The organism is Lentzea aerocolonigenes (assembly GCF_000955955.1).
GTDB lineage: Bacteria > Actinomycetota > Actinomycetes > Mycobacteriales > Pseudonocardiaceae > Lentzea > Lentzea aerocolonigenes_A.
On the sequence record NZ_JYJG01000059.1, the window covers coordinates 1 to 24705 of the forward strand.

General features: G+C 67.9%; 23 protein-coding genes, 1 tRNA gene and 1 pseudogene. 9 read left to right on the forward strand and 16 right to left on the reverse strand.

The genetic code is table 11. The features are described from left to right. From UK23_RS10370 to menC, 4 genes are all read left to right on the forward strand, one after another. The coding region (locus tag UK23_RS10370; RefSeq protein ID WP_045311214.1) for a helix-turn-helix domain-containing protein at nt 1–659 on the forward strand (659 nt) is incomplete at its 5' end. 25 nt (nt 660–684) lie between these two features. Next, nucleotides 685–2094 (forward strand): amino acid permease, encoded by a 1410-nt coding sequence (locus tag UK23_RS10375; RefSeq protein WP_045311215.1) that lies wholly within the window; start codon nt 685–687, stop codon nt 2092–2094. Further along, nucleotides 2084–2791, forward strand: a complete 708-nt coding sequence (locus UK23_RS10380) for a chorismate synthase (RefSeq protein WP_156213006.1) — start codon at nt 2084–2086, stop codon at nt 2789–2791. The genes UK23_RS10375 and UK23_RS10380 overlap by 11 nt, the downstream gene beginning before the upstream one ends. Further along, on the forward strand, nt 2788–3888 hold the full coding sequence (menC, locus tag UK23_RS10385) for an o-succinylbenzoate synthase (protein WP_045311216.1): 1101 nt from the start codon (nt 2788–2790) through the stop codon (nt 3886–3888). Before UK23_RS10380 ends, menC begins: the two co-directional genes overlap by 4 nt. Here menC and UK23_RS10390 read toward each other — a convergent pair. From UK23_RS10390 to hrpB, 4 genes are read right to left on the reverse strand one after another with little or no spacing between them, the layout of a single operon-like run. After that, nucleotides 3876–4475, reverse strand: coding sequence for a hypothetical protein (locus UK23_RS10390; protein ID WP_045311217.1), 600 nt, complete (start codon nt 4473–4475; stop codon nt 3876–3878). The genes menC and UK23_RS10390 overlap by 13 nt on opposite strands. Nucleotides 4476–4485: 10 nt before the next feature. After that, nucleotides 4486–5568, reverse strand: a complete 1083-nt coding sequence (locus UK23_RS10395; protein WP_045311218.1) for a macrolide family glycosyltransferase — start codon at nt 5566–5568, stop codon at nt 4486–4488. A 25-nt stretch (nt 5569–5593) separates the two neighbouring features. Then, nucleotides 5594–7156 (reverse strand): GMC oxidoreductase, encoded by a 1563-nt coding sequence (locus UK23_RS10400; protein WP_045311219.1) that lies wholly within the window; start codon nt 7154–7156, stop codon nt 5594–5596. After that, complete coding sequence (hrpB, locus tag UK23_RS10405) at nt 7153–9420, reverse strand: ATP-dependent helicase HrpB (protein WP_045311220.1); 2268 nt, start codon at nt 9418–9420, stop codon at nt 7153–7155. The genes UK23_RS10400 and hrpB overlap by 4 nt, the downstream gene beginning before the upstream one ends. Before the next feature lie 27 nt (nt 9421–9447). Between hrpB and UK23_RS10410 the strand changes: the two genes are divergently transcribed. From UK23_RS10410 to UK23_RS10420, 3 genes are read left to right on the forward strand one after another with little or no spacing between them, the layout of a single operon-like run. Next, nucleotides 9448–10257 carry a GNAT family N-acetyltransferase gene (locus UK23_RS10410; protein WP_045311221.1) on the forward strand — a complete coding sequence of 270 codons (810 nt, stop codon included), beginning with the start codon at nt 9448–9450 and terminating at the stop codon, nt 10255–10257. 50 nt (nt 10258–10307) lie between these two features. Next, a complete protein-coding gene (locus tag UK23_RS10415; RefSeq protein ID WP_045311222.1) occupies nt 10308–11594 on the forward strand; it encodes an MFS transporter in 1287 nt (428 codons plus the stop codon). Nucleotides 11595–11640: 46 nt separating this feature from the next. Beyond that, nucleotides 11641–12423, forward strand: coding sequence for a DsbA family protein (locus tag UK23_RS10420; RefSeq protein WP_045311223.1), 783 nt, complete (start codon nt 11641–11643; stop codon nt 12421–12423). Here the strand turns inward: UK23_RS10420 and UK23_RS10425 are convergent. Next, complete coding sequence (locus UK23_RS10425; RefSeq protein ID WP_045311224.1) at nt 12416–13654, reverse strand: phenylacetate--CoA ligase family protein; 1239 nt, start codon at nt 13652–13654, stop codon at nt 12416–12418. The two genes, UK23_RS10420 and UK23_RS10425, sit on opposite strands and share 8 nt — an antisense overlap. A 123-nt stretch (nt 13655–13777) precedes the next feature. On the opposite strand from UK23_RS10425, the gene UK23_RS10430 reads away from it, so the two are divergent. Together UK23_RS10430 and UK23_RS53640 are read left to right on the forward strand one after the other, a co-directional pair. Continuing rightward, a tRNA-Ala gene (locus UK23_RS10430) sits at nt 13778–13853 on the forward strand. A gap of 214 nt (nt 13854–14067) precedes the next feature. Next, nucleotides 14068–14406: a hypothetical protein gene (locus UK23_RS53640; RefSeq protein WP_045311225.1), complete on the forward strand. Its 339-nt coding sequence runs from the start codon at nt 14068–14070 to the stop codon at nt 14404–14406. Nucleotides 14407–14451: 45 nt separating this feature from the next. Here UK23_RS53640 and UK23_RS54960 read toward each other — a convergent pair. The 11 genes and pseudogenes from UK23_RS54960 to UK23_RS10485 all read right to left on the reverse strand — a co-directional run. After that, a pseudogene (locus UK23_RS54960) lies at nt 14452–15378 on the reverse strand (recombinase family protein); the annotation flags it as partial. A gap of 214 nt (nt 15379–15592) precedes the next feature. After that, complete coding sequence (locus UK23_RS54550; RefSeq protein WP_269112261.1) at nt 15593–15727, reverse strand: hypothetical protein; 135 nt, start codon at nt 15725–15727, stop codon at nt 15593–15595. Between the two features lie 97 nt (nt 15728–15824). After that, nucleotides 15825–16235: a hypothetical protein gene (locus UK23_RS53650; RefSeq protein ID WP_231114450.1), complete on the reverse strand. Its 411-nt coding sequence runs from the start codon at nt 16233–16235 to the stop codon at nt 15825–15827. Next, on the reverse strand, nt 16232–16978 hold the full coding sequence (locus UK23_RS48465) for a peptidoglycan-binding domain-containing protein (protein WP_052684535.1): 747 nt from the start codon (nt 16976–16978) through the stop codon (nt 16232–16234). The genes UK23_RS53650 and UK23_RS48465 overlap by 4 nt, the downstream gene beginning before the upstream one ends. Nucleotides 16979–17053: 75 nt before the next feature. Beyond that, entirely contained in the window at nt 17054–17347 is a 294-nt protein-coding gene (locus UK23_RS10455) for a hypothetical protein (protein ID WP_045311227.1), read from the reverse strand. A gap of 25 nt (nt 17348–17372) precedes the next feature. Further along, on the reverse strand, nt 17373–19595 hold the full coding sequence (locus UK23_RS10460) for a hypothetical protein (protein ID WP_045311228.1): 2223 nt from the start codon (nt 19593–19595) through the stop codon (nt 17373–17375). Then, complete coding sequence (locus UK23_RS10465; RefSeq protein ID WP_045311229.1) at nt 19567–20355, reverse strand: hypothetical protein; 789 nt, start codon at nt 20353–20355, stop codon at nt 19567–19569. Before UK23_RS10465 ends, UK23_RS10460 begins: the two co-directional genes overlap by 29 nt. Nucleotides 20356–20361: 6 nt before the next feature. Next, a complete protein-coding gene (locus UK23_RS48470; RefSeq protein ID WP_052684536.1) occupies nt 20362–23214 on the reverse strand; it encodes a phage tail protein in 2853 nt (950 codons plus the stop codon). 69 nt (nt 23215–23283) lie between these two features. Next, nucleotides 23284–23574 carry a hypothetical protein gene (locus tag UK23_RS10475; RefSeq protein ID WP_063778057.1) on the reverse strand — a complete coding sequence of 97 codons (291 nt, stop codon included), beginning with the start codon at nt 23572–23574 and terminating at the stop codon, nt 23284–23286. A gap of 113 nt (nt 23575–23687) precedes the next feature. After that, entirely contained in the window at nt 23688–23969 is a 282-nt protein-coding gene (locus UK23_RS10480; protein ID WP_045311230.1) for a hypothetical protein, read from the reverse strand. 22 nt (nt 23970–23991) lie between these two features. Beyond that, nucleotides 23992–24618: a hypothetical protein gene (locus UK23_RS10485; protein WP_045311231.1), complete on the reverse strand. Its 627-nt coding sequence runs from the start codon at nt 24616–24618 to the stop codon at nt 23992–23994. Nucleotides 24619–24705 lie beyond the last annotated feature (87 nt).

Consider the following 24705-nt stretch of genomic DNA (forward strand, 5'->3'; position numbering starts at 1 on the left):
TCGTGTCGCTGTGCACGGGCGCGTTCGTGCTCGCGGAAGCCGGACTGCTCGACGGCCTCAAGGCGACCACGCACTGGGCGCACACCGACGTGCTGGCCGAGCGGTATCCACGAGTCCAAGTCGACCCGGACGTGCTGTACGTCGACAACGGCCAGGTGCTCACGAGTGCGGGCAAGGCGGCGGCGATAGACCTGAGCCTGCACCTGATCCGCAGCGACCACGGCACCGCGACGGCCAACACGGCGGCACGGCGCTTGGTCGTGTCACCGCATCGCGACGGCGGGCAGGCGCAGTTCGTGCTCGCACCGGTGCCGTCCGAGGAAGGTCACCCGCTGACAGAACTGTTCGGCTGGGCGAGCAAGCGCCTCGACCAGCCGTTGACGGTCGAGGACCTCGCGCGTCAGGCGAACATGAGCTCGCGCCACCTCGCGAGACTTTTCAAGGCGGTGACAGGAACCACGCCACTCCAGTGGCTGCACGCGCAACGGATCCGGCGCGCCCAGGAGTTGTTGGAGATGACCGACGACAGCGTCGACCAGATCGCCGAGTCGTCGGGAATGGGCACGGCCACGACGTTGCGCAGGCACTTCCACCGAACGGTCGGTGTGCCACCGGACACATACCGCCGCACGTTCCGCCCGGTTGGTGGCCGCCACTAACTGAGTCACGGGTTAGGTTGTCCGGATGAGCAACGAACAGCGCATCGGGGCGCGGGTGTTGCGGCGCAAGCCGATCGACCAGCTGACTCACCCTGGCAGCGAACTCAAGCGCACCATGGGTGTCGGTCACCTCACGATGATCAGCATCGGTGCCACGCTCGGCACCGGCATCTTCGTCGTGCTGGGGCAGGCGGTGCCGAAAGCCGGTCCCGGGATCGTGGTGTCGTTCGTCCTCGCCGGCATCACCGCGTTGTTCTCCGCGCTGTCGTACGCCGAGCTGGCCGGGCTCATCCCCGCATCCGGTTCCTCGTACTCCTACACCTACGCCACGCTGGGCGAGATCGTCGCGTGGGTCTGCGGCTGGTGCCTCGTGCTGGAGTACGGGGTGTCGGTCGCGGCGGTCGCGGTCGGGTGGGGGCAGTACATCAACGAGCTGCTGCACCTGGTGACAGGGCTGCGGATTCCGGACGTCCTGAGCCAGCCGCCGAGTGCGGGCGGCATCATCAACATCCCGGCCGTGCTGGTCGTGGCGCTCTCGATGCTGGTGCTGCTCGGCGGTTCCAAGGGCAGTGCGCGCACGAACACGATCCTGGTGTGGATCAAGGTCGGCTCGCTGCTGATGTTCTGCGCGGTCGCGTTCACCGCGTTCAAGGCGGGCAACCTGCAGCCGCTGTTCCCGTTGGGGCTGGCAGGGATGAGCGCCGGTGCGGCCACGTTGTTCTTCTCCTACATCGGGTTCGACGCCGCGTCGACCGCCGGCGAGGAGGCCAAGAACCCGCAGCGAGACCTGCCGCGCGCGATCATCCTGTCGCTGGTCATCATCACGGCCCTGTACTGCGCCGTCGCGCTGGCCGCGGTCGGTGCGATGCCGTGGCAGTCGTTCGAGGGCTCGGAGGCCGCGCTCAGCCGGGTGCTGACCGAGAACGTGAGCGGCGCGATCTGGCCGATCCTCCTGTCGATCGGTGCGGTGGTGGCAACGGCCTCCGTGGTCCTCACCGTCCTCTACGGACAGACGCGCATCCTGTACGCGATGTCCCGCGACGGGCTGGTCCCGTCGATCTTCGCGAGGCTGAGCCGCAACGGCGTGCCTGTCGTGAACACGCTGGTCGTCGGTTCGTTCATCGCGGTGCTCGCCGCGTTCGTGTCGCTGGGCTCACTGGCCGACGTGACCAGCATCGGCACGCTCTTCGCGTTCGGCCTGGTCAACATCGCGGTGATCATCCTGCGCCGCACCGAACCGGACCGCCAGCGGAGCTTCCGGGTGCCGTTCTCGCCGGTCACACCGTTGGTGGGGCTGGCGTTCTGCGTCTACATGATGTTCAGCCTCGGGCTCCCGTCGTGGATCGCGTTCATCGTCTGGATGGTGATCGGGTTCGTCATCTACTTCGGTTACAGCGTCAGGAAGGCACGTCTTGCGGTTCCAAGTGATCAGTGACGTTCCCGGCATCGCCCGCGTCGCCGCGTACTACGCCGAGGTCTGGGAGACGACCGAGGACGTGCTGTCCACGGAGACGCTGCACTGCATCCGGCACGCGGGCGGCGCGACGATCGGGGCGTTCGAGGGCGACTCGCTCGTCGGCGCCACGACCGGACTCTTCTGCCCGGACGGGTCGGTGTACTCGATGATCGCGGCGGCGCGGTCCGGCGTCGGGCACTCGTTGAAGCTGGCGCAGAAGGACTGGGCGGCAGGCCTCGGCGCGAAGTCGATGCGTTGGACGTACGACCCGCTGGTGTCGCGCAACGCCCGGTTCAACCTGGTCAAGCTCGGGGCGGTCGTCACCGAGTACACAGTGGACTTCTACGGGCCGATGCGCGACGGCGTGAACGACGGCGACGAGAGCGACCGTCTGACCGTGCAATGGGATCTCACCGGTGCTCGTGAGCCGCACGAGTCGGAGCCTTCGGGTGAGGTCACGGCGACGGCGCCGGACGGGGAACCGTTGGCACGCACGGACGGCGAACGGATCTGGTGCCGGGTGCCACGCGACATCGTGCAGGTGCGCAAGGAATCCGCGGCGTTGGCGCGCGAGTGGCGTCAGGCGGTTCGCGGCGTGTTCGTCGACGCCTTCTCGCGCGGCTATGTGGCGACGTCGATGTCCCGCGAGGGTTGGTACGAGTTGGAGCGCCGATGAAGATCGAGCGGGTTGAGCTGTTGCACGTCGCGATTCCGCTGGTGTCGCCGTTCCGCACGTCGTTCGGGACGATGACGACGAAGGACACGTTCCTGCTGCGAGTCGTGACGGACGCCGCCGAGGGCTGGTCGGAGTTCGCGGCCGACCCGGAACCGCTGTACTGCTCGGAGTTCGTCGGTGCGGCGGAACTGGTGCTGGACCAGCATCTCGTGCCGCGGGTGACGCCCGAGGTCACGGCTGCCGAGGTTCAGGCGAGAACTCATGCGATCAAGGGCCACCAGCTCGCCAAGGCGACGCTGGAGACCGCGATCCTGGACGCCGAGCTGCGGTCGTACGGGATGTCGATCGGCACGTTCTTGGGCGCCACGGCCGCCAAAGTTCCCGCCGGGGTCTCGGTCGGCATCAAGAACTCGATCCCCGAGCTCCTGGCGGACGTCGAGGGCTACCTTGCCGAGGGCTACGCGCGGATCAAGCTCAAGATCGAGCCCGGCTGGGACGTCGAACCGGTGCGGGCCGTGCGGGAACGGTTCGGCGACGTCCTGCTGCAGGTCGACGCCAACACCGCGTACACGCTTGCCGACGCCGAACACCTGCGGCGGCTCGACGAGTTCGACCTGCTGCTGGTGGAACAGCCACTCGAAGAGGACGACATCCGCGGCCACGCACTGCTCGCTCAACGCATCCGCACGCCGATCTGCCTCGACGAGTCGATCACGTCGGCGAAGGACGCGGCGACGGCGATCGCGTTGGACGCCTGCCGGGTCATCAACATCAAGCCCGCGCGGGTCGGCGGTTATCTGGAAGCGCGCAGGATCCACGACGTCGCGGTGGCGCACGGGATTCCGGTGTGGTGCGGCGGAATGCTGGAGACCGGCATCGGGCGCGGACCGAACCTCGCGCTGGCCGCGTTGCCCGGGTTCGTGCTGCCGGGCGACGTTTCCGCGTCACGCCGCTACTTCGCGGAGGACGTCACCGAGCCGTTCGAGCTGAAGGACGGCTTCATGCACGTGCCGACCGGGCCGGGCATCGGCATCGAGCCGATCCCGGAGACGCTCAAGCGCTTCACGACCGCGACGAACGTGCTCTACAGCGCCTGAAGCTCACGGGCCAGGTTGATCCGCGCGGCGGCGTCCCACAGCTGCCGCGCGGGTTCGGTCACGAACAGGTCCTCGCGGTCGAGCAGGGTCTTCAGCACTTTCGCCCGTCCCGCACGCCACTGCGAGTCGTCGTACTGCGCGTACTCCTGCCGCACGGCCTGGCTGTAGCGGTCGTAGTGCTCCGCTTCCGAACCGAGAATCGCCAGGTCGGCGTCGAGCAGCACGTGCGCGAGCGGGTCGTCGGACGAGTGCGTGATCGTGGCCAGCACCAACGACTCCACGCGAGCGATGTGGGCTTCTTCCAGCCCTGCCAGGCGTTCTCGTGCCCAGGCGGCGGACGCGCGTTCGTCGTCACCGGGCTGGCTGTCGTAGATCACGTCGTGCGCGCAGGCGGCCAACGCGAGGATCGCGCGTTCCTCGGCCGTGAACGCGAACACGTCGGCCAGCTCGGACGAGTCGCGGACGACGGACATCACGTGGAAGGTGTTGTGGTACGTCCGATGCGGCTCGGCGTAGCGCTCCATCAGGTCACCCGCGTCGGGTGCGCCACCGAGCGTGCGAACCGCGTCGTCCCAGATCCGTTTCACCGTGTCTGCCTCACTGAGCCAGTTCCTCCTCGACCACGTCTGCGGCGAACGCGCTGCCACCCGCCCGGTGAATCATCCGCTGCATGTCCTTCACCCGCGCGGAGATCGCGGAATCGGACGCGAGCTGACCCACCAACGAGCGCACGCCCTCCTCGGTCACGCTGTCGAGCAGCACGCCGAGCCCGAGCTCCTCGACGCGCTGGCCGTTCAGCCGCTGGTCGGTCATGCGCGGCACGACGATCATCGGAACACCGTGGTGCAACGCCTCCGTGACGCCGGCCAGGCCGCCGTGCGTGATGAACACGCTCGCGTGCTCCAGCACCGCGAGCTGCGGGACGTCGTCGTGCGTCTCGACGTTCGGTGCGGGGTCCTCGATCTTGCCCTTTGTGACGAGGTGCCAGGGCATTCCGCGCGCCGCGTCCGCGCAGATCTGCGCGTCGATCGTCGAGAGCACGACGGGTGTGTCGCCCGGCGGCGTCCACGTGCCCTGGAAGTTCCGCTCGGTCAGGCACGGGCCGGCGAAGGAGAACCGCTCGTCGAACGTGTCGCCCTCGGGCTGGAACTCCCTGGGGAACAAGGCGATCCGGCGGCGTGCACCCGCGACGAACTCCGGCAGTGAGCAGCCGACGAACTCCTGGACCTTCGTGAAGAACCTGATGGCGTTGAGGTCGAACCCCCTGGCGGGCACCACGGCGGCGCCGAGCGACCAGTGCGCGTTGCTGGTCAGCAGGCTCTCGAGCAACAGGTTCGGCACCTCCAGGCGGCGTGCGATGACACCGCCGGCCCAGGCCGCGATGTCCCACAGCACGATGTCCGGCCGGTCGCGCCGGAACACGTCCTCCAGCTGGGGCAACGCCGACTCGGCCTCGGCGAGTGCGAGCTGCGCGGCTTCGTAGAGCGACTCCGGCAGGTCGTCGGGAAGCGTTGTCCCGCATGGAATCGCAGTCGCGCCGCACTCGGTGACGACGCCGGCGAACTGGGCGGGGACCGGGCAGCTCACGCGGTGGCCGCGGCGCACGAGCTCGGCGATCATCCCGAGCGCAGGGAGGACGTGTCCGCGCTCGGGCATGAGGAAGATCGCGATGTGCGCCATAGCTGAGATTAACGTTGTTCGATTCCTAATGGTTCAAATCAGTTGCGGTGATTCGACTCAAGTTCCGTTCCGCGAGCGCTGTGATCGACACGAACGGGTTGGCACCGATCGAGCCCCCGATCAGCGAACCATCGGTGACGTAGAGGTTCTTGTGGCCCCTGACCCGGCCGTATTCGTCCGTGGCGCGGCCCAGCAGACATCCGCCCAGCGGGTGATAGGTGAAGTCGTCCGAGAAAACTTTCCCGATTCCGAAGAGGTCCGGGCGATATGTACTGAGGTTTGTTCGGTTCATCTCGTCGAACACGCCCCTGACCGCGCGGATCGACGGTTTCATCTGCTCGCGGCGCCAGTCCAGCGTGATGCCGTCGGTCCCGCGGTCGTAGTGGAACGTGCCGCGCTCCGGGTTCTTCGTGATCGCGAGGTAGAGCGAGGCGAGCGTCTCGACGCCGGCCGGAACCGGGGCGATCTCGGCGAACACCTCGTGGTCCTGCCAGGCGTCGATCGCGAGGACGGGCATGCCGGACTGCTGGAAGCCGCCGATCATCGTGCGGGCGGTCATCACGTTGCCGTTCGGGCCCCAGCCACGGCCGATCTCGTCGCTCAGGTTCGGCAGGTCGCCGTTGTCCCTGGCGCGCAGGAGGAGCTCGGTGGTGCCGAGGCTGCCCGCGCCGAGGAACAGGTGGCGGCAGCTGATCTTCTTGGTGTTCAGGAGTTTTCCGAACGGGTCGCGCTGCTCCACGGTGAGCAGGTAGCCGTCTTGATGCTGCTGGATGCGCTTCACGTGGTGCAGCGTCTTGATCGTGACGTTGCCGGTGGCGAGAGCGTCCGCGAGATAGGTCTTGTCCAGGCTCATCTTGCCGTGGTTGTTGCCGTAGATGACCTCACCGGCCAGCGCGGACTTCGGTTTGGTGCCACGGGCTTCGCCCTCCATGTGGGCGAAGTCGTAGACGTTCGGGATGACCTGCGTGCCGAACCCGGCGTTCGCGGCCTGGCGGCGGGCGGTGCGGGCGTACTGGTACCAGCTCGTGGACTCCAGGAACGCCGGGCGGATCGTGTTGACCCGCAGCGTCTTGTTGGCCAGCGGGAAGAACTTGCCGTACATCTCGTCGGCGTCGACGTCCGGCAGGACCTCCTCGAAGTACTCGCGCTTCGGGGTGACGGCCATGCCGCCGTTGACCAGGCTCCCGCCGCCGACGCCGCGGCCGAGGTAGACGGCCATCTCCGCGAAGTGGACCTTGTCGAGGACGCCCGCGTAGCGCTCGATCGGGCGGTTCACGATCGGCAGGCCGAGCAGGGTTTCCAGCGGGGCTTCGGTGCGGTCCTTGAACCACATCGCGCGGCGGTCCGGGTTGAGCATCGGGCAGAAGATCTTGCCGTCCGGTCCTGGCTCGTCCCAGAGCTGGCCCATCTCCAGCATCGTGGTCCTGATGCCTCGTTGACCCAGTCGCAACGCCGCGACCGCTGCTCCGTAGCCGGTGCCGATGACGACGGCTTCGTGGTTCGTGTCGGCCTTGGCGGTGCCCGTCGCCGTCATGGCCAGCGCCGTCATCCCCAGGAAGCGCCGGCGAGATACCTGAAAACCCCTCATGTGCCCTTACTGTAGGGCCGTTCGGGCCAGTGGTGCTTCGGATACCTGCCCTTCAGCTCACTGCGCACCCGCAGGTAGCCGTTGCGCCAGAAGGACCTCAGATCGCTGGTCACGGCAGTCGGACGGCCTGCTGGGGAGAGCAGGTGCACGACCACCGGAACTCCCGCGATCTTCGGCGTGTCGGCCCACTTCATGGCGTCCTGGATGCGGACGTGGAGGGCCGGCTCGTCGCCGGTGTAGTCGACCTTGCCCTGGCCGATGCGTTCCGGGGCGAGCTGGTCGAACTCCGCTGCTTCCGGCCACGGCAGCAGGTTTCGCAGCAGGGTCACGGTGTCGATCTTGGCCAGGTCACTGCGCTTCTTGGCCTTGCCGAGGTCGATCGCGCGGATCAGGTTCTCGTCGTCGACGCTCGGCCAGTCGCGGGTGCGGTGCAGGAACGCCATGCGTTCGCGCAGGCGTTTGGCGGGGTCGGTCCACTTGAGCAGGCCCAGGCCTTCTTGTTCGAGGCCGAGGCGAAGTGCCTGCTGGGACTTGGCGAGGTCGTTCAGCGGGCGTTCGTCGAGGGTGATCGCGCCGAGCTTGCGGACGCTGTTCGCGATGACGTCGCCGTTCCAGCGGATGTCGTCCTCCGTGTGGACGAGGGCTGCGGCGGCGGTGACGGCGAGCTCTTCGTCGGCGGGGGCGGCGAGGCGGATGCGGCCGTGCTTGCTGCCCGGCTCGCGGTCGGCGATCGCGACCGCCAGCCACTTGTTGTGCGAGTTCGTGTGCTCGACGGCCGTGCCGTTGGCCATCAGGTAGACGTTGCTGTTCTTGGACCTGCGTTTCGCGAGGCGTTCCGGGTAGGCGAGGGCGACTACGAGGGCCGGGTCGCCGTTGCCATGCGGGTTGGTGCCGAGCTTTTCGAGTTTCTTGGCTTCCTGACGCCACTTGCCCGGGTTCTTCAGCGCTGTCGCCAGGTCGTCCGTGCTGGGGTGGGAGCTGTCGTCCAGCAGTGCCACCACTTCGGCTGCCGTGCGGTTGCCGGCCAGTTCGCTGCCGTCGATGAGGGCGCGGCCGAGTCGTGGGTGAAGGCCGACGCCGGCGATCTTGTCGCGTCGGTCCGGGTCCAGCGCACCGATGGCGTCGAGGGTTTCCTGGGCGGCTTTGAGGGCGCCTTCCGGTGGGGCGTCCCACCAGTTGAGGCCTGCGCCGTCCGGGGTGCCCCAGACCGCGAGTTCGAGGGCGAGCCTGGTCAGGTCCGCGGTCTTGATCTCCGGTTCCGGGTAGCGGGGGAGCGTCGAGTGCTCGTGTTCCGGCCAGCAGCGGTAGACGCGGCCAGGGGCTTCTCGGCCTGCTCGTCCGGCGCGTTGCTCCGCCACGGCTTGGGACACCCGGATCGTGGTGAGTCCGGCCAGGCCTCTGCGGTGGTCGACCCTGGGGACGCGCGCCAGACCCGCGTCCACGACTGCTCGCACGCCCGGGACGGTGAGGCTCGACTCGGCGATGCTAGTGGCGAGCACGACTCGTTGGTTCTTGCCGGGTTTGAGGGCCGCGTCCTGGACCTGGGACTTGAGCTGGCCGTGCAGGATGACCGTTTCCGCGTTGAGCAGGCTCGCGGTTCGGTTGATCTCTCGCACGCCTGGCAGGAACGCGAGCACGTCGCCGTCCACTTCGGACAGAGCTTTGTTGATGGCTCGCGCCACGGTGGTCTCGATGTGCTCGTTGCGGTTGGGCGGGACGTAGGTGATCTCCGTCGGGTACATGCGCGACTCGGTGTGCAGGACCGGGGCGTTGAGCAGGTCGGAGAGTCGTTGTGCGGCAACGGTCGCGGACGTCGCCAGGAGCCTGAGGTCCGGGCGCAGGCCTGCTTTGGCGTCGAGCAGGAGGGTGAGGAGCAGATCGGCGTCGAGGTGACGTTCGTGGCACTCGTCCAGCAGAACCGTGCCGACGCCCTTCAGCTCCTGGTCGTGCTGGAGCCTGCGGACCAGGAGTCCGCTGGTCACGACCTCGATGCGGGTGTGCCTGCTCGTCTTGCGGTCGCCTCGGACCGAGTAGCCGACGGTGTGGCCCACGGGTTCGCCGAGGAGGCTCGCCATGCGTGCGGCGGCGGCTCGCGCGGCGATCCTGCGCGGCTCGGCGACGACGACCTTGCCTTCGAGGGCCAGCGGGACGAGCGTCGTCTTGCCCGTGCCCGGCGGGGCGACGAGCACGGCTGACCCGTGGTCGTCGAGGGCTTTGAGGAGTTCCGGTAGGACGGACTTCACCGGGAGATCGGGCAGGTGCACGCCGTTCAGTGTGTCAGGGTTGGTGTCATGGTTGACCCGTTGCGCGATCCGGACGACCCGGAGCTGCTCGACCCGTACCAGTCGCGGTCGCTGGCGATCCTCGTCGAAGGGGCTCGGCTGGCGTCCGGCGCGGTGCGGTACGGCAAGGTCGGCCGGGTCGGGAGTGCGGCGGTGGTGATCAACCGCGAGAACCCGCTGCCGTCCGGGAACTTCGGCTGCGCGCTGGACGGGTCGTCGGTCGAGGTCGCGTCGACGTTGCTGCAGCTCGAGCAGACCTTCGCGGACGTGGGGCGGGCAGAGGCGGTTGTTTACGCGTCGCCGACGACCGTGGACGAGATCGAGGGGATCGCGGACGACTTCGGCTGGTACGCGGTCGAGGAGCTCCTGACCGTGGTCCATCGTGGGCGTGCTTCGGTGTCTGCGGAGGTCAGGCGGGCTGTCGACGCGGATCTGCCGGGGATCGTCGAGCTGCTGTCAGACGAGTTGGTCGGCAACCGGGCGCGATTGGCCCGGTGGCTCGGGCATCGATTGGACGATCCGCGGTGTTTGTTGCTGGTGGTGGACGACGGCGATCGGATCGGCGGATTCGTGTCGGGGTTCGCCGAGCGCGGTGTGGGGTTGGTCGAGCAGTGCGTCGTACGTCCGGCGCGGCGGCGTCGGGGCGTAGGGCGGTCGTTGGTGGTGACTGCTGCTGCGGCTCTGCGTTCTGCTGGTGCTGGGTTGATCGCTGCGCAGGTGGACGAGGGGCCGGGGGAGCGGTTCGGCGAGGCTTGCGGGTTCGTCGCGGCCTACCCGGTGACGGCATATGTACGCAGAGTGGATGAGCTGCTCGACTGAGTTATTTAGTTGCCGCGTGACATATCCTTAGCAGGGCTAAGGGAGGCTTTGTGCGCGAGCGGTTACCGGTCGAGGTCTGGGTTCTGGTCGCGGCGAGCTTCATCATCGCCATCGGGTTCGGGATCGTGGCGCCCGTGCTGCCGGTGTACGCGTTGTCGTTCGGCGTCGGCCACACCGCGGTTGCGGCTCTGATCAGCACTTTTGCGTTCGTTCGGCTTGCCTTCGCGCCCGTCAGCGGGCGGTTGGTCAACAAGTTCGGCGAGCCGCGCGTCTACATCGTCGGCATCCTGATCGTGGCCTTCGGCACCGCGTTGTCGGGCTTCTCGTCGAGCTATGCCGAGATGCTTTCATGGCGTGCGTTGGCCGGTGTGGGCTCGACGATGTTCACCGTGGCCGCGCTGGGCCTCTTGATTCGCATCACACCGGCGCCCATGCGTGGCCGTGCGTCGGGGCTGTGGGCGGCGGGGTTCCTCGTCGGCAACGTGTGCGGGCCGATCGTCGGAGCCGGCCTGGTGCCGCTCGGGCTGTGGGTGCCGTTCGTGTCGTACGGCGCGATGCTGTGCCTCGCGGCGTTCGTGGTCTGGTTCTTCCTGCGCCGTTCGACTCTCGCTGCTCTCGACAAGACCAACACCGACGTGCCGATGTCGGTGCGCGAGGCCGTGCAGCACCCGACTTACCGGGCCGCGCTGGCTTCCGGGTTCGCGAACGGCTGGGCCGTGTTCGGCGTGCGGATCTCGTTGGTGCCGGTGTTCGTCATCGAGGCGTTGCACCACAGCGCTGCCGTGGCGGGCATCTCGATGTCGGTGTTCGCGGCCGGCAACGCGTCGATGCTGTTCCTGTCCGGCAAGATCGCCGACACCCGCGGCCGCAAGCCGGTCGCCGTCGCCGGGTTGATCGTGAGCGGTCTTGCGACCGTGGCGATGGGCTTCTCCGGTGACATGTGGACGTTCATGGCCCTGTCGCTGGTCGCGGGCATGGGTGCCGGCCTGCTGAACCCGCCGCAGAACGCGGTGGTCGCGGACGTGATCGGGGCCAAGGGCAAGGGCGGTCCGGTTCTGGCGGGGTTCCAGATGGTGACCGACCTGGGCGCGATCATCGGTCCGATGTGCGCCGGGTTGCTGGCCGACTCGTTCGGCTTCGAAGCCTCGTTCGCCATCACCGGTTTGTCGCTGCTGCTCGCGGTCGGGTTCTGGGTCGTCGCGCCCGAGACCCTGCCCACACACGAGGAGGAGCACACGGCTGCTGCGGTCGCGCCTGAGTGCGGCTGCCTCGACGAAAGCGCCGAAATCCCGACCGGCGAACGCGTGGGCGGTAAGCCACGCCACCCAGAAGCGTGATTGCGTACTCAGCTTTCTTTTAGTTTGTGTCGCTACCCTCGTTGCCGTGGGTGGAGCAGAGCGCAGTGCGCGGAAGAAGAAGCAGGCCGCGCGTGCGGTGGCCCAGGCTCGGACTTCTGGTTCCGACCGGACCAAGGTGATCGCCGGCATCGCCGTGGTGGCGGTGCTCGCGCTGGCCGTCATCGGCTACGTCGTCTTCCAGCAGATGAAGCCGTCCACGTCCGCGACCGGAGCGATCCCGCAGACCTCGCCCGACCACATCATCTCGGCGCCTGCCGTGCGCGACGGCAACACCGTGCTGGTCGGCAAGGACACCGCTACCGTCACGGTCGACGTGTACGAGGACTTCCTGTGCCCGATCTGCGGCACGTTCGAGAAGACCTACGGCACCCAGATCAAGACCGCCGTCGAGGACGGCAAGGTCAAGATCCGCTACCACGTCCTGCCGATGCTGGACCGCCTCTCGAAGCCCGCGGGCTACTCCTCGCTGTCGGCCAACGCGGGCCTGTGCGTGGCCGACGAGGGCAAGTTCAACGAGTTCCACGGGGCGCTGTTCAGCTTCCAGCCGGAGGAAGGCGAAGCGGGCTACACCGCGGACCAGCTCATCCAGCTCGGCAAGGACCTCGGCATCACGTCGTCCGGGTTCGAGTCCTGCGTGCGCAACAACACCTACAAGTCCTCGTTGGACGAACTGATGACTCAGACCAGCAACGACCCCGTTCTGAAGGACCCCGAGACGGGCCGCTTCCGCGGCACGCCCAGCGTCGCCTCGGGTGGCAAGCTCGTCGACCTCGACAACAAGAACTGGTTGTCCGACCTGACTAAGTAAGTCCGTCGATCGGCGCCTGGCCCTGAGTCCACCGGGCCAGGCGTTGTGCTTTGCCCACCTCGGTGCGCGGGAGCTTGCCCGGTTCGAGCACGAGGACCTGGCACGTGATGCCCAGCCGTTCCTTGAGGTCCTGGCCGAGCTTGGCCTTTATGTCCTGTGTGGACTCGACAACCACGTGCAGTTGTGCCGTGGTCGTGCGGCGGTCCTCGACGATCAGGTAGTGCGGGCTCGCGTGCTCGAGAACGACTGCCTCGATCTCCGTCGGGAACACGTTGACGCCGCGGATGATGAGCATGTCGTCCTTGCGCCCCTTGAGCTTGCTCATTCGTTTCAGCGTCCTCTGACCTGCTGGCTCGTGGAGGCTCGCTATGTCGCCCGTGCGGTACCTCAGCAGCGGCATTCCGGTCTTGGTGAGCGTGGTGAAGATGAGCTCGCCCTGATCGGTCTCCGGGTAGAAGTGGTCCTCGGCGATGTTCAGAAGTCCTTCGGAGTCAAGGGATTCGCACGCCACGCCCGGACCGATCACTTCGGACAGCCCGTAGATGTCGAGCGCTCTGATGTTCAGTCGTTGCTGGATCTCCTGACGCATCTCCTCGGTCCACGGCTCGGCGCCGAAGATGCCGACCTCGATGCTCGTTCTCTGGAGGTCGTCCGCGAGCCTGAGCGCGTAGGACGGTGTGCAGCAAAGGATGTCCGGCTTCAGGTCCTCGATGAGCCTGATCTGCCGCTCGGTCATGCCACCGGACATGGGAATGACCGTGGCTCCGAGTTTCAGCCCGCCGTGATGCACCCCGAGCCCGCCGGTGAAAAGCCCGTAGCCGTAAGCGTTGTGGATGGTCGACTTCGTGGTGGCCCCAGCACCTTTCAGAGCCCTGGCCATGACCTCGGCCCAAATCTCGATGTCGTTGGCGGTGTAGGGAATGAGCGTCGGCCGGCCCCCGGTGCCCGACGACCCGTGCACACACACGATCTCTTCCTCAGGCGCGATCCGCAGCCCGAACGGGTAGTGGTCCCACAAGTCCTGCTTGCTGATCGTCGGCAGCAGGTGGATCTCGTCGAGCGTGACGTCTGTGCCGCGCGTCACGCCGGCTTCCCTGATCTTGCGCCCTTGGAAGTTGTCGGTGCCGAGCAGTCTGTCGACGAGGTCCCGCAAGCGCTGTTCCTGCAGCTCGCGACGTGCCTCGGGGTCCATGCACTCGATCTTCGGGTCGAACGGCGCTCCGGCGGTCATCACCCGGTCCTACCAGCCCGAATGCGGTTTGGATACCCCCGATTTTTATCTCGTGGACGTCTTGATGTACGGTATTGCCACACGAGAACGACGGGGAAACCCGCCGGGAACGTGGACCTTCAAGGGGCTGTGGCGCAGCTGGTAGCGCATCACACTGGCAGTGTGAGGGTCAGGGGTTCGAGTCCCCTCAGCTCCACCAAAGAACTACATACACGAACACCCTGAGGGGCGGAGTCCGATATACCGGGCTCCGCCCCTTCGGCGTTCGCGGCATCGGCGGGTGCGGGGGTTTGCGGCACTCGGAAGACGGGGACCATACGGCCCGGTCCGGTCAGCTTGACCTTGACTACGAACGTCTCTACTACGGCCTTGCGTTGGTTGGGGTTGCCCGCCTTAATGATGGTCCGGATGTTGTGGTTGACCTGTTTGAGGGTGGCAGCGTCAGGCATGGTGGGCTCGTTCTCCAGCTCTTCCCGGAGTTCGGCCTCGCGTGCGCGGAGTTGCTTCTGTGTGGTGCGGTAGCCGCGTACTCGTTCCTTGGCGGCTTCGTCATCGGCGTCGAACAGGTCGTCCTCGAACGCATCCAGGTACTTGTCGATCTTCGCCGTGACCGTGGTGAGCTTCGTCTTGATGGTCTTGAGTTCGGCGGTCACCTTGTCGTGGCTGGACTCGTAGACCTTGCGGGCTTCGTTGACGGCGTCGCGGATGAGGTCGAGCTGGTTGCCGTAGAAGCTGGCGACGGAGTCGAGTAGGGCGTTGTCGAGCGCGTCGGCGTTGATGCGGTCTTGGTCGCAGGCCTCCTTGCCGTACTTCATGCGCTTCATGCACGTGTAGTAGCGGTAGGTCTTGGTCTTGCCGGTGGCGCTGGTGCCGATCATCGCGTGCTTGCACTTGGGGCAGTTGATACGGCCGGTGGCCACGTAGTCGGAGTTGTTCGTGGCGCGGCGCGAGTGGCTGTCGCCGCGTGAGTCCATGATGCGTTCGGCTTCGGCGAACTGCTCGGGCGTGATGATGGCGGGGTGCGCGTCCAGGGTGATGACGTCGCGGTAGTGGATCTCCCCGAGGTAGACGCGGTTCTCCAGGATGGTGAGAACCCGTTTGAAGGCCCAGAGTCCGCCGCTTCGGGTGCGGTACCCGCGTTCGTTGAGCTCGTTGGCGATCGAGCGGGACCCGATCCGGTCCTTTGTGTACAGGTCGAACATCAGCCGGATCACGACGGCCTCGGCCTCGTCCACCACGAGCTTGTGAGTGGCCGGGTCCTTGCCGTAGCCGGGTGGCGTATAGCCGCCCTTCCACTCCCCGGCCTCGGCCTTCTTCTCCATGCCCGCCGTGACGCGGTCCACGATCAGGTCACGCTCGAACTGCGCGAACATCGAGAGCAGCTGAAGCATCATGCGGCCGACCGGGGTGGAGGTGTCGAACGGCTCGGTGGCGGAGCGGAACGCCACGCCGACGCTTTCCAGCTCGTCCAGCAGCGTGACGGTGTCACGCAGGTTGCGGGAGAACCGGTCCACCCGGTACACGAGCAACACGTCGATCATGTTCGCTTTGGCCCACTGCATCGCCTTTTGCAGGTCGGGCCGGTCGGTGTTCTTTCCGGACGCGTCGTCCTTGAACTTCTTGACGATCTTCCAGCCGGGCTGCGACTGGACATAGGCCTCCAGCCGGGTGTCCTGGGCCTCGATCGAGTAGGGCTGGTTCTCGTCGTCGGTGCTGCGCCGCATGTAGACGCCGACCCGCACGGTGTCCAGGTCGAGCCCCGCCGCAGCGTTGCCGACCTTCTTCGCTCGTGTCCGCCTAGACAATGATGTTCCCCCAAGTATTCACCGCGCACGCGCGAGAAAGCGCGGTTTTTGGCATGGCTCTACCAATTCCGGAATTGCTCTCGGTCATGTCTCGGAATATAGCATTACTGGTCGGCTATTGTTGAGATGCAATTCACGTGGAACGCTGGGATTCATTCCAGGAATTGATGAGGGTGGCGAGTTCATTTACCGCGTGCGCGCGCTGCGCGTCGTCCAGGGGCTCGGTCTCGATGTGGTCGACCGTCCAGGCCTGGGCTGCTGTCGTCATTCGTGGGCTCCGCGAGGGCCGGGCGCGGGAGCCCCCAGGCCAGCGCGAGGCCTGGGGCTCCTCGCGCTGGTGGGCGTTGGCTAGGTGTGCTGGATCGTCAGTCGAGGTCGAGCGGGACGAGCGCCCGGCCGGCGTCGTCGCGCGGGTCGAACGTCGGAGTCACCCGACGCTCGCCGGCGAGGGCCACGCCGAACGCGCCGAGCAGCGCGAGAACCGCGGAGACGGTGCCGTTGATGGCGTCGGCCTGGCCGGTGGTGAGCAGGCCGGATCCAACCAGCCAGGAGACCAGCGCGGTGATCAGGCCTACCCAGGTGGCGACGGCGCGCAGCGGGCGGGGACGGGGATCGAGCAAGAGATAGTCCTCCTTGTTGGGTTGGGTGTCGTCGTGGCGTTCGAGCCACAGCACGGCGGCCCGGCTGCCCTTGATCAGCAGCCAGAGCACGAGGGCAAGGGAGATGACCCAGTGCCCGCCGGGGGTGAGCTCGGCGGGCACCGGTTCCGGGGTCATGGGCGGATGAGGTCGGCCCAGTCGTCCCACCAGACCTCGCCCCAGCGGGTCGTCTGGTTGGGGCGGTGGGCGCGCTGCCAGGCGGCGACGGAGTCCTTGGTTTCCTGTTCGTAGATGCCGTCTGCCCAGCCGGGGTAGTTCGGGGCGAAGCCGAGGCGCTGCAACACCTGCTGGATGAGCCGGACGTAGTACTGCTCGTTCGGGATGCCGCCCATCGACTCGGGCGCGCCGCCGTGGGACTCGTTCGGCCCGGTGATCAACCCGAAGTAGTGGCCTTCGGGCAGCGGGAAGCGTGGCTTTGTCGGTGGCCGGGACGGTGGCGGAGTGCTGGCACCGCCGAGGATCGGCAGGTCCCACTGCCTCGGGTCGTCGCACAGCGGGGAGGCCACGACCGACAGGTGGAAATGGGAGGTGTGCGGGTTGCTGCCGGAGTAGCGAACCCACTGCCACGGGTTGAACTGCGGCCGGGTGTCCATGATCAGCCCGTTGGCGATCACATACTTAATCCTGGCGTCCTTAGACGCCTGGAGTTCGTCGGTGATGCGGTCGATGTCCACGCCGCTGGCGGGGTCGTGGGTGATGTCGATGGCGGTGACGATGCCGCCGTACCACGGGGAGTGGTCGCTGGTGGCGTCGTGGTTCTCGTCGCCGATGGTTCCGTCGCTGGCCTTGTTGCGGCCGGGGAACTTGGCGTTGAACTGGTCTCGGAGGGTGAGCAAGCTGCGCGCTACGCGCCAGGCCATGTGATCTCTTCCTGTTGGTGGGCAACAAAAAACGGCCGTCACCGGGCGGTGACGGCCGTTCGTTTCGGGGGTGGGTTAGGTGTGGCGCCGCACGGCGGCGGCGATGTCCTCGGCCTGGCGGCGGCGTTCGCGTTCGCGGTCGAGCTCGTCTTCGACCTCGCCGAGCCGGTCTTCGACTTCCACGAGGCGGGCGCGCAGGGCGGTGATCTCGGCTGCGTGCGCGGTTTCGCGGGCTGCCAGGGCTTTGAGGTATTCGGCGCGGTCTGACCGGTTGGTGGTCATGAGCCGGTGGTTGGCGGTGAGCAGGTAGCCCACGACGATCACGAGCGCTCCGGCCACGCCGAGCTGGGGCAGCAGGGAGGGGTCCATCTACCTCCCCTCAACAGGTCGAGGGTCAGGGAACGCGGATGCCCTCGCGGATCAGGGCATCGCGGGCGGCGGGGTCGACGGCGGGGTCTGGGTTCAGACCGGTGTCGGTGGGGACGCCAGGGCTGGTGGTGGCACGTAGGGTGAGGAATTGGCGGATGCGGCCGGTGCCGTCGCCGCTGGTGCGGATGCCGATGACCCACGCCGAGGTGTCCAGGGCCGCGCCGACCTCGTCCACGACCCGCACGAGGTCGCCCAGCGTGATCCGCGGATCGGGCAGGATCTCGACGTCTCCGAGGACCGGAAGTGGTTGCGCGGCAACGGAGAGCAGGTAGTTAGCGATGCGTCCGGCGGTGTTGACGTTCTGAATCCACGGTGTGGCGGGGACTTGGTAGACCTGCGCGCCGTAGCGGGTGCGGCTGGTGGTGTCGTAGCGCCGGGTGGACAACCTCGTCGGGCTACCCGATGCCAGACGCGGAGACCAGATCACCAGCGACGGCGTCCCGCTGGAGGTGGAGAGGTACAGCGTCGAGCTGGTGAGGTTGCGGAAGGTCACGCGCAGGGTCGCGCCGTCGCGTTCGGTGGTCGACTCGACGAACCCGTTCACGGCGCCGCTGCCACTGCCGGTGGAGGTAGCGAACCGGACCCGGCTGCCGGTGGTCGGTTGGTTGCTGGCGTAGACGACCGGGGGCGGGGAGTCGTACTCGCTCACGTCGTAGTCGTAGGTGAACGTGCGCGTCTGGAACCCGAGCAGGGACGGCACGAAGGTTTCGGTGAACCGCTCGGACGGTGTGCCGGGCGTGTAGGTCTGATACGGGACGTCGATGGTGTTGCGGATCGCGTCGATCGCCTCCGACACCCGCAAGGACGCGATCTCCCGCGCCGAGGTCACCTTGAGGAAGGTCTGGCCGGGTGTCGTGAAGCGGGTGTTGTTGCGGTAGCGGAACACCCCGTAGGGGTCGAACTCGGCCGTGGCCTGCTCGGCCTGGGCCACGCTGGTGATCACGTCCCAGGCAGAGCCCTGCACCGGCGGGATCGCCCGAAGCTCCGAGGTGACCTGGTCGAGCACCGCGCCACGGGTCCAGGTCTGCGTGAACTCCTGCCGTGTCATCGGGTTCTCGCGCAACGAGACCTGCACGGCCTCGATCGGCAACGCACTGGTGAGTTCGATGTAGTTGAGCTGCGACCAGCCGAGTTCGCGGAACGCGCCCATGTCGGTCTCGCGGTAGGAGCCGCTGCCTTTGTCGATGAAGTAGCGGGCGGAGGGTGTGCGGCCGTTCCAGGTCCAGTGCACGCCGATGTGGTAGATGCCCGCGAACCGGATGCCCATTGCGGCGTCGCCTTTGACGGTGCCGCCGGTGCCGGTCGCGCCGATGTTCATCTGGTCTTCGTTGAAGTCGAACCAGTAGTAGATGTCGTTGATCTCGTTGTCCGCCTGGAACACCATCTTGAGCTCGACGCGGTTTCCGGACGCCTGCAAGGTGGTGCGGTCCACCCAGAACTCGGTGAACAGGCCGCGTCCGCTCACGGTCGTGCGGGTGCGCGGGTCCCAGCGGACGGTGAACGGCTGCGAGCCGGGAACGGCGGCCATCTCCCACGGTGCACGGTCGCGCCGGTAGGTCAGCGAGTTCGGGGTGTGTTCGCGGTAGAACCCGATGTCCGGGACCACGCCGCCGTGCATCGAGGCGTACAGCGTGCAGGCCTCGCGCGGTGGCGGCGCGCTGTGAATGCCGCCCTCGCGCAACAGGTGGTCCACCACCCACGTGCCGGACGCGATCGGGCTGCTGTTCGCGGAGAGGACGGCGGGCAGGCGGGCGGCGTCGCGCAGCTTCTCGGCCCCGTCGAGCGCGGATACGGCGACGGTGCCGGTTCCGCTGTCGGCGGCGCGGTCGCGGACCTGGCCGCGGAAGCCGGGCAGGACCTCGCCCGCCAGGCCCCAGCCGTGGGTGACGGACTGGCCGGGCCGGGCTACGTCGCCCGTGTCGTGTGGGGCGTATGGGGAGTAGAGCTGTGCGGCGGTCTTGTCGTCCTTGCCGGTGAGGGTGAGCCGGAGTTCGGCGGCGGCGCTGCCGTTGACCGCGCGCATCGGCGCGGGAAGGTCGGTGTCGTAGGAGCGATCCAGCGTCCACGAGGTGGTTTGGTCGGTGAGGTCGCGGCCGGCGAGCCGGGTCAGGCTGGTGTTGGTGCGCTCGGCGTCGAACAGGGCATTGGTGAGGTTTCCGCTAGCTGGGAGTACGGCGCACCTCCACAAGAGACAGCGTGAGGTCGTGGTGCGGTGGCCGGGCCTTGTCGGTGTAGCCGGTGACCGTCATGGCGGGGCAGCCGTCGCCGAGCGCGCCCAGTTCGCCGGGCGTGAGTGGGTCACCCATGCGCAGCAGGGCCGGGCCGATCGGCTTGGTTCCGGTCCACGCCTTGAAGACGAGCCGGGGCAACACGATCTCGGCCCCGGCGGGAGGCACGGCGGTCAGCGGCGAGGCCGGTCCGAATGAGCCGCGGAACTCAAAGTCCTCTGTGTAGAAGGTCAGCTGGCATTGCGCTTCGGGTAGCGCGGCGGCCATGTGGACGGGCAGTCCAGGAACGACGGGGAAGCCGAACCAGTGCCTGTGGCTGTAGGTGAGCTGGTCTCCCTCGCGGGGGTCGGTGAGGGTCATGACGTGGTCGGCGCGCTCGGTGAACGTTCCCCACGTGGATGGCGAATACGCCGAGCGCGGGCCGTAGCCCTGCGATTGCCCGCCTTCCAGCAGGTTGCGTGAGGCGGGGTCGATCACCACGAGCGGGCCGGGGCCGTACACGTTGCGCGCCAATGCTTCGATCCACTGTGCTTCGGTGTCGGCCATCGCCGACCAGGACAGCGTGAGCCGCCGGGGCGGCGTGGCCAGGCGGGTTGTGGTGATCCCGCCTGACAGCGCCGCGAACTCCTCGATTCCGAGCTGGACGGAGCGGTCGAACTCCGTTGCCGCCTGGCGTACTTCGCCTACCTTGCCGAGCGGGCCGATCCACAACGAACCCAACGGCGCTCACCTCCGGGACAGGGCGTGTTCGCCTTCGGCGGTGGCGCGGGCGATCTCGGTTGCGCCGACCTGCACCACGACCGGCCGCGCGGCCAGGCGCTCGATCGCGTCGACCAGCGCGGCGAGGTCCGCGTCTGATCCGCGGTCGACGCGGGCCGTGGCAGCCGCCTTGCCCGCGAGCCGTTGCGCGGCAACAGGACCGGTATCCACGGCGAGCGTCGCGGCAGGGATGCGGTCGGTCAGGTCGGTGAGGTAGCGACGCACGGCCGGTTCCTCGGCCTCGAAGCCGTCCACGAGCGAACGCATGATGAGCACACCATTGGCGCGCAACAACTTCGCGTCCCGCTCCGGCGGACCCTTCCACGAGGGCAACAGGTTCGTCAGTTCGGCCAGCTTCGAGCGAACCACACCGATCATGGACTCGATACCGCGCAGGAAGCCGCGCAGCAGGTTCTTACCCGCCTCGAACAGCAGCGAGCCGATGTTGCCGAAGCTGCCGAGGATCTGACCCGGCAGCCCGCCGAACCAGCCCAGCAGCGACCGGATGCCCAGTTCTGCGCCGGACACGAGCAGCCGCCATCCGGCGGACGCGATCTCTTGCAGGCCGCGCCACGCGCCGCTCCAGTCGCCACGGATCAGCGCTAACGCGGTGTTCACCACGCCTTGGATCAGCGCGAGCGCACTGGAGATGATCTCCACGGCGTTGTGAAAGGCGGGCTTCACGCCGTCGTTGATGAAGAACTTCAGCGCGGGAATCACGTAGTCGAGGAAGACACCGGCGAACTTGAGCAGTCCGGCGTTCCAGGCGGTCATGATGCCGAGCGCCTGCGTGATCAGCGGCACGAGTTCGGCGAGCAGCGGCAGCAGCTCGGGCAGCAGCTCGGCGACGATGCGCAGCAACAGCGGCGTCATCGGCAGCAGGCCCTCAGACCAGAACCGAATCCACGCCTCGGCCAGCGGCGGAATCAGCGGAACGAGGTTGCGCAGCGCGTCGGCCAGGATCTTGCCCAGCAGTGTGCCGGTCTCGATCAGCGACGGCGTGGCCGCCGACAGGTCCAGCGCGGTCACGAGCTGCTTGATCGACTCGACCAAGACCGGCAGAACGGGCCGTGCCTGCTCCCAGGCGGCCAGCAGGACCTCAGACCAGATCGTCGCCAGCATCGTGACCAGCGGCAACGCTGCCTCGATCGCCTGAACCAGCGCCCCGCCCAGCTCGGACGTGATCAACGAGAGCGGGCCGAGCAGCGCGGACAAGGCGGGCACGGCCGTCCGTAAGGCCTGGACCAGCAGTTTTCCGATTTGGACGATCAGTGGCTTGGCCGCGCGCGCGAGCTCCAGCAGATCGGGTGTGAGCTCGCGGATCCCGTCCGCGAGCGCGCCGCCCACCAGCTCGTTCACCAGCTCCGAGACGGCCGGGGCCAGCTCGGTCACGATCCCCGAGACAGCGCCGAGCGCGGGCACCAGCACCGAGGCCAGCGCCTGGGCAGCGACCCCCGCCAGCGGTGCGAGCACCGCGAGGATCTTCGCCGCAGGCTCGGCACCGGTCGCGAGCAGCGTGAAGGCTTGTCCCGCAACGGAACCGAGTGCGCCCAGCTCGGGCACGACCTCGGATGCGACGGCGCGGCCCAGCGCGCCGAGCAGGGTGATCAGCCCGGAACCGGCCGCGTGCAGGCCTGTGAAAAGCTGTTGCAGCGCAACGCTTCCCTCCGCCGAGCGGAGGAACGCCAGTACCGAGCCGGTCAGCGCGGAGAGAGTCTGGAGCAGCCCTGCGCCGTGGGTGTTCGCGGCCGAGAAGACCGTGACCACGATCCCGACCACGTTGCCCAGGACCGTGAAGAAGTCCCGCAGCGCGGCCAGGCCCGCGGCCATCCACTCACGTAGCTGCCCTGTCTCACGGGCGTGCGAGACGAACTCAGCCAGATGTGTTGCAGCGTCGGCGAAACCGGACGCGAAGCCCGGCAAGAAGTCCGAGCCGACCGCCGCGAGATCACGGATCACGCGCAGCAGCGGCGCGGTTCCGCCCGACAGGGCACGAACGGATTCGCTGGTGCGGTCGAGGATCAGCCGGACGTCGTCGACCGTGCGGCCCTCGCGCGCGAACCCGGCGGCGTCGCGGGCGGCGAGGTTGAAGCCTCCGGCGACGTCGGCCAGGCCGCGCCGCAGCTCGGGCAGATAGGCGGCCCCGAGCTGCTCGACTTCCTTCCCGAGCCCATCGAACAACCGGGTTCGGACGTCGAGCTGGAGGCCGTCGAGTTGCGGCCGCAACGCCCGGACGGCGTCGGTGGTCTCCCGCATCGCGGGCGGGAAGTCCTTGACCGCCTTGGCGTAGTCCTGCGCGCTCTCGGCCTTGAGCGCGTCGGACAGGCCCTCCACGCCGAGCTTGAGCGTGTTCACTGCCACGGCCGCAGCGATGCCCACCGCAGGGAGCGTGAGCAGCGAACCCGAGGCCGTGGCGGCGGCAGCGCCCAGGCCGCCCGTCAGACTGACGGCCTGGGCGAGCACCCCGGCGAATGCCGCGTACTTCAGCGTTGCCGCGCCGACCGCCGCCGTGTGCCGGGTGACGGAGGTGGTGGTGCCGGTGACGGCGTTGTCCAGCGCGATCAGGCCGTGCAGGCTTGCCGTGAACGACTTGTCCAGCACCGCCTTGAACGTGATTGCCTTGCGGTTCTGGCGTTCCCGCAGCGCGTTGGCTTCACGCTCGGCGGGTGCGGCGTCGAGCTGGGCGAGCAGGCGCATGGCGGTCTGGTCGCCCTCGGCGGCGAGCTGGCGGAGCTGGGCGCGGGCGAGCGCGGTTTGGATCTGCGCGCCCAGGCTGATGTCCGGGGCGCCGCGCTCCTCCTCGTTGATCGCCTTCTTCACGGCGGCGCCGAGGCCGACGAGGGTGGGCAGGACCTTGAGGTAGGTGTGTCCGACGAAGGTCAGGGGCGATCACGCCCCACGCATCCACAGCGCGATCTCGCGCATGGACTTCGTCTCTGGCCCGGTGTCACCTCCTTCCGCAGCAGGGGCGGAAGACGAGGCGGTGAGCTGGTCGAGCGGGCTGGTCACGTCAGCGTCGGTGACCTTGTGACCCAAGGCGGTGGCGACCGTGGCCCACAGCAGCGTGACGCGGCGTTCCAGCGCGGCCAGGACGATGTCCGCACGAGTCCAGCCGGCGTCGGGGCCAGCCGTGCGCCAGACGGCCGCGTCTTCGGGGAGGTTGGCGACGAGCGCGCACACGCGGCGGTAGGACAGGCGGCCTCGGTAGAGGTCGAGCAGGTCGACCCCGTAGCGCAGCAGGTCGGTTTCGAGTGCTTCGGCGGTGGTGTCGTCGGCCAGCAGGCGGCCGACGACTACGGGTTTCCCCGCCCCAGCTCCCGCATGATCGCCTTGGAGAAGTCGTCCGCGTCGCCGGTGGTCTTCGCGAGTTCGCGGAACGTGGCGTACTGGTCCTCGCCGAGGATGAGCCGCAGGGCGGTCAGGGTGCGGCCCTGTTCCTCGGCCTCGATCGCGTCGAGCGGGTAGTCCTGCGGTGCGGGTAGTCCGAACCGCTTTCCCCGCCACATCACGGCCGAGCCCGGCTTACCGGTGGAGTGGGTGTTGCCGTGCGCCTCACGGCGCTGGCGCTGACTCACAGTCGTTGTCTCCTAACGGTTTTCAGTCGGACTTGCCGGATGCGGCGAGCGAGCCGCCGCCGGGCGTGGCCAGCAGGACGGCGGGGTCATCGGTCAGCCACACGGCCAACGTCGTGCCCGAGGCGGGCGAGAGCGCGGCGAAGGTGAGGCCCCACCGGGCTTCCTGGGTGCGCGTCCACTGCGCGTCGGCGGTCTCGGAGACCTCGACGCGGGGCACGTAGAGCCGGTGGTGGTAGATCTCGGTGGCGCTGATCTGGTCGGTCCAGTCCACGCACAGCGCGCGTTCGTCGCCCTTGGGGACGGCGCTGATCTCGGCGCGGTACTTCTTCGAGCCGGTGGCGGTCTCGGCGAAGGTCATTCCGCCGAAGTAGACGCCGAGCACCGCGCCCTTGGACTCCTGGAACACGCTGGCGACCGTGAGTTCCTGGGAGGTGTAGATGTAGCGGGCCGGGGTGATCTGCTGCCAGTGCGTGGTACCGGACTTCTCCACGGCACGCCGGATTGTCACACCGTCCTCGGTGGACAGGCCGAGGCCGGTCCAGGCGGCCGGGAGCGCGGCGGTCGAGTCGGTGGGTTCGGGTGTGCCCGGTGGGGCGAGGGACAGTTCCCCGGTACCGGGGACACGGACGAGTGTGGGACGAAGAGCCAAGCGGGTGCCTCCGGACGGGAGGGAGGCCCCGCGCGTGGTGAAGCGCCTCGAGTTACGGGGGCGGAGCCTCCGTAACGGGAACAAGGG

What these genes read in the sequence shown, in the direction of transcription:
- UK23_RS10375 (WP_045311215.1), top strand. Translation starts at nt 685, where the DNA reads ATGAGCAACGAACAGCGCATCGGGGCGCGGGTGTTGCGGCGCAAGCCG.
- menC (WP_045311216.1), top strand. Translation starts at nt 2,788, where the DNA reads ATGAAGATCGAGCGGGTTGAGCTGTTGCACGTCGCGATTCCGCTGGTG.
- UK23_RS10395 (WP_045311218.1), bottom strand. Translation starts at nt 5,568, where the DNA reads ATGGCGCACATCGCGATCTTCCTCATGCCCGAGCGCGGACACGTCCTC.
- UK23_RS10400 (WP_045311219.1), bottom strand. Translation starts at nt 7,156, where the DNA reads ATGAGGGGTTTTCAGGTATCTCGCCGGCGCTTCCTGGGGATGACGGCG.
- UK23_RS10410 (WP_045311221.1), top strand. Translation starts at nt 9,448, where the DNA reads ATGGTTGACCCGTTGCGCGATCCGGACGACCCGGAGCTGCTCGACCCG.
- UK23_RS10425 (WP_045311224.1), bottom strand. Translation starts at nt 13,654, where the DNA reads ATGACCGCCGGAGCGCCGTTCGACCCGAAGATCGAGTGCATGGACCCC.
- UK23_RS54550 (WP_269112261.1), bottom strand. Translation starts at nt 15,727, where the DNA reads ATGACGACAGCAGCCCAGGCCTGGACGGTCGACCACATCGAGACCGAG.
- UK23_RS53650 (WP_231114450.1), bottom strand. Translation starts at nt 16,235, where the DNA reads ATGACCCCGGAACCGGTGCCCGCCGAGCTCACCCCCGGCGGGCACTGG.
- UK23_RS48465 (WP_052684535.1), bottom strand. Translation starts at nt 16,978, where the DNA reads ATGGCCTGGCGCGTAGCGCGCAGCTTGCTCACCCTCCGAGACCAGTTC.
- UK23_RS10455 (WP_045311227.1), bottom strand. Translation starts at nt 17,347, where the DNA reads ATGGACCCCTCCCTGCTGCCCCAGCTCGGCGTGGCCGGAGCGCTCGTG.